Origin of the sequence: Streptomyces phyllanthi (genome assembly GCF_009377205.1) — a bacterium.
Lineage (GTDB): Bacteria > Actinomycetota > Actinomycetes > Streptomycetales > Streptomycetaceae > Streptomyces > Streptomyces phyllanthi.
The window spans coordinates 88036-98068 of record NZ_VJZE01000002.1 but is presented as its reverse complement, the minus strand read 5'-3'; the positions used below and the strand labels follow the sequence as shown (position 1 = coordinate 98068).

General features: G+C 65.2%; 10 protein-coding genes. 2 read left to right on the top strand and 8 right to left on the bottom strand.

Going from position 1 to position 10033, the window contains the following annotated elements; translation table 11 throughout:
* Nucleotides 1-37: 37 nt before the first annotated feature.
* Genes FNH04_RS00945 through FNH04_RS00930 form a run of 4 tightly spaced genes read right to left on the bottom strand, consistent with a single transcriptional unit; the run spans nt 38 to nt 3394 of the window.
* Nucleotides 38-823 carry a hypothetical protein gene (locus FNH04_RS00945; RefSeq protein ID WP_152779272.1) on the bottom strand — a complete coding sequence of 262 codons (786 nt, stop codon included), beginning with the start codon at nt 821-823 and terminating at the stop codon, nt 38-40.
* 3 nt (nt 824-826) lie between these two features.
* Nucleotides 827-1735 carry a radical SAM protein gene (locus tag FNH04_RS00940; protein ID WP_322722256.1) on the bottom strand — a complete coding sequence of 303 codons (909 nt, stop codon included), beginning with the start codon at nt 1733-1735 and terminating at the stop codon, nt 827-829.
* Entirely contained in the window at nt 1732-3033 is a 1302-nt protein-coding gene (locus tag FNH04_RS00935) for a radical SAM protein (protein ID WP_322722255.1), read from the bottom strand. The genes FNH04_RS00940 and FNH04_RS00935 overlap by 4 nt, the downstream gene beginning before the upstream one ends.
* Before the next feature lie 4 nt (nt 3034-3037).
* Nucleotides 3038-3394, bottom strand: coding sequence for a hypothetical protein (locus FNH04_RS00930; protein ID WP_152779268.1), 357 nt, complete (start codon nt 3392-3394; stop codon nt 3038-3040).
* Nucleotides 3395-3933: 539 nt separating this feature from the next.
* Between FNH04_RS00930 and FNH04_RS00925 the strand changes: the two genes are divergently transcribed.
* Together FNH04_RS00925 and FNH04_RS00920 are read left to right on the top strand one after the other, a co-directional pair.
* Nucleotides 3934-4347, top strand: coding sequence for a YciI family protein (locus FNH04_RS00925; protein WP_152779265.1), 414 nt, complete (start codon nt 3934-3936; stop codon nt 4345-4347).
* A gap of 239 nt (nt 4348-4586) precedes the next feature.
* The gene (locus FNH04_RS00920) at nt 4587-4946 is read left to right on the top strand and encodes a hypothetical protein (RefSeq protein WP_152779263.1); all 360 of its coding nucleotides are present in this window, start codon (nt 4587-4589) and stop codon (nt 4944-4946) included.
* 66 nt (nt 4947-5012) lie between these two features.
* On the opposite strand, the gene FNH04_RS00915 is transcribed toward FNH04_RS00920, so the two are convergent.
* From FNH04_RS00915 to FNH04_RS00900, 4 genes are all read right to left on the bottom strand, one after another.
* Nucleotides 5013-5888 carry a phosphotransferase gene (locus FNH04_RS00915; RefSeq protein ID WP_152779261.1) on the bottom strand — a complete coding sequence of 292 codons (876 nt, stop codon included), beginning with the start codon at nt 5886-5888 and terminating at the stop codon, nt 5013-5015.
* Nucleotides 5885-7318: a helix-turn-helix domain-containing protein gene (locus FNH04_RS00910; RefSeq protein ID WP_228030938.1), complete on the bottom strand. Its 1434-nt coding sequence runs from the start codon at nt 7316-7318 to the stop codon at nt 5885-5887. The genes FNH04_RS00915 and FNH04_RS00910 overlap by 4 nt, the downstream gene beginning before the upstream one ends.
* Nucleotides 7319-7462: 144 nt before the next feature.
* The gene (locus tag FNH04_RS00905; RefSeq protein WP_152779257.1) at nt 7463-8191 is read right to left on the bottom strand and encodes an HAD family hydrolase; all 729 of its coding nucleotides are present in this window, start codon (nt 8189-8191) and stop codon (nt 7463-7465) included.
* Nucleotides 8188-9705: a helix-turn-helix transcriptional regulator gene (locus FNH04_RS00900; protein ID WP_322722249.1), complete on the bottom strand. Its 1518-nt coding sequence runs from the start codon at nt 9703-9705 to the stop codon at nt 8188-8190. Before FNH04_RS00900 ends, FNH04_RS00905 begins: the two co-directional genes overlap by 4 nt.
* Nucleotides 9706-10033 lie beyond the last annotated feature (328 nt).

Below are 10033 nucleotides of genomic sequence, written 5' to 3'. Positions count from 1 at the left end.
CCGCACCCCTCAAAGGGTTGCGGCGGCCCCGGCCCGGTCAGTAGCGAACGTGGCGCAGATCGAGCTTCCATGCCTCGTCGGGGTGCTGGTCCCAGTAGGTGCGCAGGGCCAATTCACGGTCCGCGAAGTGACCCTGGTGGCACAGGCCGCCGTGGGAGAGGGTGACGCTCATCGCGAGCGGGGACTCTGTGGTCACCCAGTGCGGGGTCAGGGCGTGGCTCCACAGCCGGTCCCCGGGGCCCATCCGTACGGACTGGCGGTCGGCCGGATCGTGTTCGGGCGGTTCCTCTGCGGTGGTCTCGCCCACGACAGCGGCCTGGGCCGTGAGATGTCGGTCGGGATCCCAGTAGCTGTGGAAGGTCTTGGTGCCCTCAACCTGCCACACGAGGCCATGTGAGTTGTCGTTGTGGTACGTCGATGAGGCGCCGCCTGTCGAGATGAACAGCAGCGGCGCGCATCGTTGCCAGGTGAATCCCCAACTCGACAGCTGGGTTCGCCAGGGGATCATGACCTTCTCTTGAAATCCGCTGAGGAGCCCGTCGTAGAAGCGGGTGAGGTTGAAGTGGACGAGGCGGAAGGTCCAGGTGGCCACTTCTTCGACCGGGGCTGTGCGGAAAGCCGATGTGCGGTCCATGCGTACGGACCAGTCCTCGTCTCCGAGGATGGTGAAGCGTACTTCGTCGTCTTGCCGGACGGTGTCGAGGACGTCAAGAGCCGGCGGGAAAGTGAAGTCGGCGGCGGTGAGGACGTCGCTGAGGCGCTTGTTGGGAGGAGTCGACCACCGTTCGATGAACTCTTCCGGTGTGGTGACTGAGGTCGTCATCGCCTACTCACAGGTGTCGTCGGCGCGGCAGATGGCGGCGCACTCTGGGGTAGTCCGGTCCCGGGGGCCGGCGTGGAGGAAGCGACTGATCTCTGCGCGTGGCGCGTGGACACTCACCCCTGACTTGCCGTAGGGGCAGCGGCGGATCTCGCCGTTCGCGGACACGTACAGGGCCGCGGAGACGCAGGATGACCGCCGCTCGGGGTACAGGTGCATGCCTCGGAGGGTGGTGAGGTGCTTTTGGAACCGGGACGTGAACTGGAAGTAGCGGCTGAGAAGAGCAGCGTCCTCCCTATGCTGGGCAAGGTACTCGTAGAAGGTGCAGCCGACGCGTTGTCGAGTCGTATCGTCGAGCGCCACCGGACTGAGCTGAATCTGCACCCCAGACGCGTCGACGCGCTCGTAGACGTCCTGGCACTCGTCGGCTGTGAGTTTCCAGTACGTGAGGTGGAGAACTTTCTCTGGGGTGGGGATTCGCTCAAGGGTCACGACCGCTGATGCAACGGACCGGGTGGTGCGCCCGAGTTCCATGGCACCGGCCGAGTCAGCGGAGACGGTGACGTTCGCCAGGAGGCGTCCGACGTCGGCCAGGCGGTCGACGTCATCAGGGTCTCGGGCTGAGGTGACGATCGACACGGGAATCCCGAACTGGTGGGCGAGCCGGACGAGCTGGCGGAGTTCGGGGTGGTGCGTGGGTTCTCCGCCGGTCAGGCAGATCGCTTCGGCGCCGATCTCCTTCAGCCGGGACAGAGTCCGGGTGTACGTGGAGATGTCGAGGAAGCCGTGGGCCCGGTCGGCTCGGAAGCAGAATCCGCAGGCGATCTTGCAGTGGCCGGCTGTACTGATGAGGGCGGAGCGGAACAGCTGCCTGGCTGGCGCGAGCGGACTCTCAGGATGGATGGCAGTGTTCACTGGACCCCCGTGCTGTCCCATACGGCGATCTCCACGGTGCTCGTGTAGAAGTCGCACATCTGAGGGTCAGGCCGGTCTCCACCGACGAGGAGTTGTTCGTTGCGTGAGGGCCCCCCGCAGATTGCCAGGGCCGGGCACTGGCCACATTCGGGGATGGGGGCGACGTCCTTGGCGATGCCTCCCAGCAGGTTCGGATCCGCTCGCAGCTCGTCGAGGGTGTACAGGAAGTCGGATGCGGTGAAATTGATGTCGCAGAGACTGACTCGGCTGCCTGGCAGCAGGGCGACGTTCAGGGTCCGGTCGCTCTGCATGTGGTCGAAGAGCATAGGACGGCGCCGGTCGAGGGCCTGGAATGCCCGATCGAGGACGGAGAACATCATTCCACCGCGCCCAAGGGCGACGAGGCGCGCCTGGTACAGCTCCTGAGCCAGCTCCCTTCCCTTGACCGTCCAGCGTCCGCTGGTGGGGATCGGGGTGTTGGCGTAAATGAACTTCAGCCCGAGATGGTCGATGATCCAGGTGACGGTTTCGGCCAGGCGGCCGATGTTCGCGGATGTGGGGGTGAGGTTGCAGCCCACGTGGATGCCGTCTGCGTCGAGGAGCCTGCGGACATTGCGCCGGATGCGGTCGTCGGCTGGTTGACCTCCCAGCAGTCGCCGGTTTTCGGCGTTGACGGCGGGTGGTCCGTCGATGGAGATCCCGACGCCGTACTCGTAGCGGGCGAAGTGGTCGATCATGGCGTCGGTGATGCGGGCCCCGTTGGTGACGACTGTTCGGCGGACCCGTTTGACGTCGTACTGCTCGGCGAGGGCGTCCGCGAGGGTGTCCCCGTGTTGCATCAGATCGAACCGGGTTGTCGGTTCGCCGCCGAACCACTGGATGGCTACCTCATTGCGGCCGGCGTTGGTCTCGAAGAGGTAGGTCAGACCTTCGGCGATTTCCTGCTCGGTCATGTCCGGCTTGCCGGTGTTGGTCTCGACGAAGCAGTAGCTGCACTTCATGTTGCAGCGGTCGGTGAGGACGACGCGCAGGCCGCTGATCCGTAGGGGGACGGGGTCCAGGCTGAGTCGGTGGAGCCGGTTACGGAGTGCTTCACGCTGATCGGCGCGGGGGCTGTCGGGCGTGAAGCCGAGCTCGGCGAGAGCTTTGTGGGTCGCGGTCGGGGGAACCGCGGAGAGATCAGTGACCTCCCCGCGGTCGAGGTACACGCTGTCCAGCGTGACCGGGTCGAGGAGGGCGCCCTCGCCGTCCCGGACGTACTGGATGTACTTCCCCCACAGAAGCTGTGAGGAGGTCACAGCGCTAGGCCGCTTCCTCTTCGAGGATGCCGCGCTCGGCCATGACCTTGCGGACGAGCTCCTCGCCGGCGGCCTGCAGCTGGGCTGAGGCCTCCGGCGAGCCGCCGTCGGCGAGGACGATCACGCCGGGAAGGGTCGGGTTCGGGGCGATGATCGTGATGCCAGCGGGTTCGGTGCTGACCACCATGATCGCGTTCTCGATCGGGACCCAGTCCGCCTGGTCCTTCACCGCTTCCAGGATCTCGGTCTGCTTCGCCTGGTAGGCGTCACGCTCGCCCATCCAGACGCCGGCCTTCTGCTTGGAGTCGACGACGTCGGCGTAGAGCAGGTGATCGTTCTTGGCGCGACGAGGAGTCGGCATGCTCTCTCCCTTCGATTGCTCTGTTCTGACGACGAGCGATACTGCTGGGCGCAGAGCCGTATAAGGCTCTGCGACGAGTAGCTTTCCGCACAATGTGGATGGGGGGAATTCCACGAGTGATATCACCCGTGTGATATGGATTCAAGGGGCGAATTTTTCGGGATTTGGAAGGTGCTGCGAGCCACCGGCGATCTAGCGCTCGGGCTCATAGCACGTCTACTTCGAATTCGCATATCACGGCAGTGATATCTGCCCCATTCCCACGTAACAACCATTTGCAGCAGCAGGGAGCAGGTGCGACGACGACCGCCGTGCTTGATGACACCGCAACCGATGGACAGTTGCTTGGCCGCTGTTGATCTTGGATGGTTCAGCCCTCGCGCCACGTCGTGGACCCGGACACCGGGAGACGGCCCACCTGGGCTCATCTACGAGAGCCCCAAAAAAATTCCGGACGGCGATGTCGAGAACCCGTGGCTGGCTCCGTCCCCGGGGTGAACGCGACCGGCATGGGTCGTACAGCACCGAGGAGAAGAATGATGGCCAAGTACTTGCTGCTCAAGCACTACCGGGGCGCCCCGGCTGCGGTGAACGACGTGCCGATGGACCGGTGGACGCCGGAGGAGATCTCGGCGCACGTGGAGTACATGAACGACTTCGCGGCCCGGCTGGAGAGGACCGGCGAGTTCGTCGACGGTCAGGCGCTCGCCCCCGAGGGGAAGTGGGTTCGCTACGAGGGTGAGGGCCGTCCGCCGGTCACCGACGGTCCGTTCGCCGAGACCAAGGACCTCATCGCCGGCTGGATGGTGCTCGACGTCGACAGCTACGAGCGTGCCGTCGAGCTGGCCGGGGAACTGTCGGCCGCCCCCGGGGCCGGCGGGAAGCCGATCCACGAGTGGCTCGAGGTGCGCCCGTTCCTGACCGCGACGCCTAGCATCACGGAGTGCCATTGAGGTGAACGAGGTTCTGATCGGAGCCTCACGCCGAGCGTGCTCACCGTCCTCGTCCGCCGCGGAGCCGACTTCGCGGCGGCCGAGGACGCCGTGCAGGACGCCCTGGTGGAGGCGGTCCGCGTCTGGCCGCGACCCGCTGCGTATGGGTAGCAATCTACTTCGGCCGCCTTGCATGCCAAGGGCGATACGTCGTGGCAGCATGTCCCCGCTCATCAACATCGATCGGCAGGAGGCACTGAGTGTTCGACATTCACTACACGCACGTCGAAGAGGTGGACTCAGTCCTGACCGTAACGATTGCGGAGGGCCCGGGAGAGCACGGCTTTTTGCTGCATGTCATGCGTGCTCTGCCCGACGACGGAGCCTTCGATGCCGAACTGGAGGACTACGAGCTTGCCAACGCCAACCACGACGTCACCGAAGCCGGCGTCGAGGACTGGTCTATAGACGGAAACCTGCTGCGAATGCGGCTTACAAGCCAAGCCTCCACCGTTTTGGGCATGGAGACAGACCTATGCCTCGCTGTTGCGGACGACGCAGCAGTCGAGCCTCTCAGACGCGCACTCCTCATAGCTTTGGCTCCCGTCGAAGAGCAGTGATCTGCCGTTCATCCATCCAAATGAGGTGACCTGTGAGCAGCGGTCGCATGTATGGCGTCGAATATGTCAGGCAGCGACCCACCGGGCTTGGCCATCGCGGCTTCTGAGCGTCTCGATGCGATGGGCAAGCTGTTGCGCGGCAGCGATGTCTCCGCGATCTGCACGTCGAATGTAGGAGCCGAGGGTGTGCAGATCCCGGATTTCGCACAGGACGCGGAGTCCAGACCACCGCCTGATGTCGTATCCGTACTGCTGGCTGAATTCGTCAAGTTCTCCGGGGGTGCGACCGAAACGGACCCCTTGGAAGGTATTGGCCAGATCGATCTCGCGAGGGCCAAGAGCCGCTTCGTCCCAGTCACCGAGTCGGACGTCCTGGTGGGCCCAAAGCGTGTTCCCTGGGTATGCGTCTCCATGGATGTGTCCATGGCCCAGTGGGAAGTCAAGGCATCCGTACGCGTCCAGTAGTTCTTCTCTTCGTACCGTGAGCCAGGCGCGCTGGTCCGGCTCCAGATAGGTGCTGGATTCCACGGTGTTCTTGAGTGAGGCGAGCGGTCGGTACTGGGGGAGCGGTATCGGGGGCAGCGGCAGGGCGTGGAGGGCGCGGAGCAGCGTGCCCAGACGCCCTGTGGGCGGTGCGCCGTCTTGGGGCTGCGGGTAGTGCCGCCAGAAGGTTGCGACGTAGGGCTCGTATGTCACCGGTTGCGGAACGCTCACGGGTTCTGTCGCAGGGAAGTCGTTCGCGACGAGCCAGCGGGTCAGGGCCACAGCGGTCTTCAGCCGCTGCTGTTGGGAGGCGGGACTGACGCGGACGACGACGCCTTCATCAGCCAGCAGGAAGACGGAGGTGGCGTGCTGGTGGAGCTGAGTGAGGGAGCGGTCTGACAGTCCTGACGCCCGGCAGGCGAAGCGGGCGGCCGACTCAGGTGAGACCGTCGATGTCATGGAGTAAGGGCCTTCGCTTGGGTGTCGATCGCCTTATAGCCGCGGGTTGCGTCCGCCAGCTCGCGGGCGACCCGGCTACGGGCGAGCCGCGGCTCTTCCAGAAGCCTAGCTACTCCCTCCATGGCGTCGCCCAGCTGTCGAATGCGCTGGTTCGCCGGAAGCTCCAGGAGGGGCTGGAGCTGCTCGCCGGCGCCTTCGATCTCCCCGGCAGTGATACGCGCTGTCACGATGTCGAGCCGGGCTAGAGCCTCGTCACCGTATGACCGTTGAACCTTTGGCCCGCTCTCGTACAACTCGATTGCTGCGGTGGCATGCTGTTCGGCCCGCTGATGTTCGCCGAGCAGGGCGAAGGTGCCGCCCATGTAGTACTCCTGCTTGGCCTCAGGGAAGGTGAGAAGTCCGCCGAACCTGGTGAGGGCGTCCGGGGCCGCCTCCTGCTCACGGGCACGCTGGAGCTCCTCGAGTGCAGCCATGGCTGCACTTCGATCTCCGATTCGCGCTGCTGCTCTCGCTTCAATCGCGGCTATCCGGATCCGAGTCTCACCACTGGGCGAGAGCCGGATGGCCTGTCGTGTGTAGTCGAGAGCCGTTTGCCGGTGAGTCGACCACTCGGCGATCAGGGCGGCACTGCCCTTCACCCAGGCCCGTAGGTCGTTGTTGTCGGCCTGCTCGGCGAATGTCCAAGCTGCCTGGAGCTGTGCGACCGCGGCGTCTTCGTCCCCGAGGTTCTGTGAAGCATGGGCGAGCAGGAGGCAGCTCGTACCGGCGAGGAGGAGTAGTTCGCGGGTCTGGCTCAGCGGTTGGTGTCCGCTCAGCAGGGAGAGGAGGCGGTCTCGGGTTGAGACGAGGTCGGTGAAGACCTGGTGCAGTGGAGCGTGTACGTAGTCGACCGCGATGTGGGTGAGCGCGGACTCAAGTCGCTCGAGTTCGACATCGCTCACGTTGGTCTTCGTGATCTCGTCTGTGAATTGCAGCGACCGCGCAGCGGCCTGCGCTGCCAGCTCGTTCAAGTTCGTGGTGTTGCCTGTCTCTGGCCGGACGTCGTCACGGTCGCGCCCGAGTTGCGGCGCGTGGGCAGGTGTGAAGGATGCTGAATGCTCGCGAAACGGCGGCCCTAGCAGAGCATCCGGTGCTCCGACGCCCTGCAAGAACTGTGCGGCCTTGTCGATGTTCGTTAAACGGCGGTTCCCGGCTTCGAGCATCGACAGAAAGCCCTGGCTCAACCCGGTCATGAACGCCATGTCGTCCTGCCGGAGGCCTGCCTTGTCGCGAATGAGGCGGCTCGCGCGACCGAAGTCCCAGGCGGCGATGGCAGCTTGGAGGTCGAGGTCCAGCCAGACCTCGTCTGGGACGTGCGGTCCAGGGTGGGCGTCGAGCCGTTTGCCGCGTGCGCACGCGGCGCACCGGTCTTCCAGGTTGTACTGGCTCAATCGGCACCCGCAGTCGGCACAAGCGCGAGCATGCTTTCGCATCGCACCCCCGTTCCTCGTCTGCGCGCGCCAGCGTACGTGCGGGCACTGAGCTGTCCGTATCACGGGAGTGATACGGACAGCTCAGAGGGGCTGTGGGTTACCTCAGGCGCGTTCCAGCGTGACTGCCGTAATCGCGTCAAGGAGCCGCGGTACGCCTTCGAGGCTCTCGAGGACGACGTCGGCTCCGGCCGATGCCAGTTCGTCGGCTGAGATCTTCCCGGAGGGAACCCCGATCACGGGAGCGCCTCCCTCAAGTCCCGTGCGGACGTCTTCGAGAGAGTCTCCGATGATGACGGTGTTGGAGCGGGTGAAGGCTGTCCCGTACTTGGCCTGGGCTCGCCGCTGTGCGACGGCGACGAGGGCGGGGCGGTGGTCGTCGTCCGAGGAGTATCCGCCGATCTCTGTGTCGAGGAATCCGTGGAGGTTGAAGGCCTCGAGCTTCAGAAGCGCGTTGGATTTGAGGTTCCCCGTGACGACGGTGGGCACGAAGTCCAGCTGCGCGTGGACCGCTTTCAGGGCTGCGATGGCGCCCGGCATGAGGATGCCCTGCTCGCGCAGGTCCGTTGAATGTGCAGCGAGACGGTGTGGAAGGAGGTCCACCATGCGTGGCACCACGTGGGGTACATCGGATTCCGGGACGCCGTTGTCCAGAAGCAGTGACCGGATCGCGAGAGGCATGGTGACGCCGGTTCCCCGTGCTGGCAGACGTTCTGCGGGGCGCCCGATGATCTCGGCGAAGGTTTCGCGGTAGACCTGTCGGTCGATGTCGCCGACGTACAGCAGCGTGCGGTCGATGTCCCACAGCACGAGAATCCGCTCGGTCCCAGTCAAATTCGGCTCCCTGTCCCCGTCATGCCGGCGGCTCGTTCCAGTACGTCTTGAGCGTACGGGCTGTGGATCACCGGCTGGAGCTGGCGGAGCATGACGTCGATGTGGTCGCTCAGGCGGGCCGACTGGAGTTGATCGGCGAGGTCCAGGGCTTCATGCGCTGTGGCGCTGCCGGCCTCGAGGTCGCCTTGCTCGAAGTGGGCAATTGCGGCGCGCGAGAGGAACAGGCCCCGGGTTCGGTGGTCACTCGGGTTGAGTGCTTCCCGCGCCTTGGCGAAGCTGGCGATGGCGCTGTGAGGGTCGCCGAGATCTAGGTAGCAACTGCCGGCCTGTCCGTGGATCTCCCCTTCATTGATCCAGTACAGCCAGTCCGGATCGTGCTCGGAGCGCCCCTGAGCGCAGAGTTCAGCGGCTTTCCCGAGGGCGGTGAGCGACGCTTGACGTTCGCCGAGTTTCGCGTGACCGCGGGCTTGTCGGGTCAGCAGCATGGCTTCGAGCGCCGGCGTGCCGAGTTTCTTGATCCTGCCGCGGGCCCGTTGCGCCGCGGTGACGGCACGGTGCGGGGCTCCGGTGGAATACGCGTGGATGGCGAGGTAGGACAAGGCGCCGGCGCCGAGCCTGACATCTTGTGCGGCCTTGGCAGCGCGCAGTGCGGCGTACAGGTAGCCGAGCGGTCGGTCGCGGTCGCCCGAGTCGAAGACGAACCAACCCGTTTGCGTTGCGGTGTCGGCGATGATCGCTGCCAGCCGTCGACCCGTTGCCTCGTCGTACGACGTTTCGTCCATGAGGTGTTTGAGGAACTGGAGATGTCGGTTGCCGAGGCTCGTGAGGGTGCCGCTGCCGTCGCTCGCGTCCATGGTCCGAAGACTGTCCGTGGTGCGCTGAAGGCCATCGAGTAGTTCGTCGGAGAGGCGGCTTCCCGCCGCGGCGCGGAGGAGAGGTTCAGCTTCCGCGGTGTCCCACGCGTTGACGAAGGCGGTGAAGGCGATGCCGCTCGCGGTGAGGAATCGTCGGCGATCCATCGCGCTACCTCCTACCGCAGTCTCCAGTGCTGCCACCATACGGGCCGTCGTCCAGGGCAGGGTCGGATCAGTGTCACCAGCGAACTGGTCCCGGGGTGGTTCTGGTGCGTCGACCGTGCTTCGGGGGAGGGGAAGCGGGGCGAGCTCCGCAGGCACGTCCAGTCCTGTCAGGAACTCGACGATCTTGTCGATGTTCGTGAGGCGACGGCTTCCGGCCTCCAGCATGGACAGGAACGCCTGGCTCAGGCCGGTGAGTTGAGCCATGTCACCCTGCCGAAGTGAGCCCCGCAGCCGAATCAGGCGGCTGGCCTGGCCAAAGTCCCAGGTGGCGAGAGCGTCGCGGACGTCTGGGTCGGACCAAACGTGTTCCGGCACGGTTAGGGTGAGGTGATCCAGGCTGTGGGAGCGAGCGCATGCGAAGCACAGGGTGCCCGTGTTGTAGCTGCTCAGCTGGCCGCCGCACCGGCCGCAGCGTCGCAGCGGCTGCTGATGCACGTCATGCCTCCCCGTGAGTGAGCGTGCGCAACCTCAATTACTTCTGGCGGAGCGGGAATCACACAAGTGATATCACCCTCGGAATGTGTGCACGGGACGTTTTGCCGCCAGTGTTGGGACTCCCGCAGCACGGCGTAGTGATGAACCGACCGAGAGCGTGATCATTCGGTCCACCTGCCGCTCGTCGCGCCACGGGATCACGAACCTGCCGCTGATTCCCTCTCCCGGAGTCCACGTTGTCGCCCCCCAGACGAACAAGGCCGACCTGCAGCCTGCTCCTGTCACCCAGCGGTTCGCCTCAGCCGCCTCCCTCGGCAGTAGTGCCTCG

Bases quoted from the DNA above. Each gene is read 5' to 3' on its own strand.
- FNH04_RS00945 (WP_152779272.1), bottom strand. From the start codon at position 823: ATGACGACCTCAGTCACCACACCGGAAGAGTTCATCGAACGGTGGTCG.
- FNH04_RS00925 (WP_152779265.1), top strand. From the start codon at position 3,934: ATGGCCAAGTACTTGCTGCTCAAGCACTACCGGGGCGCCCCGGCTGCG.
- FNH04_RS00930 (WP_152779268.1), bottom strand. From the start codon at position 3,394: ATGCCGACTCCTCGTCGCGCCAAGAACGATCACCTGCTCTACGCCGAC.
- FNH04_RS00915 (WP_152779261.1), bottom strand. From the start codon at position 5,888: ATGACATCGACGGTCTCACCTGAGTCGGCCGCCCGCTTCGCCTGCCGG.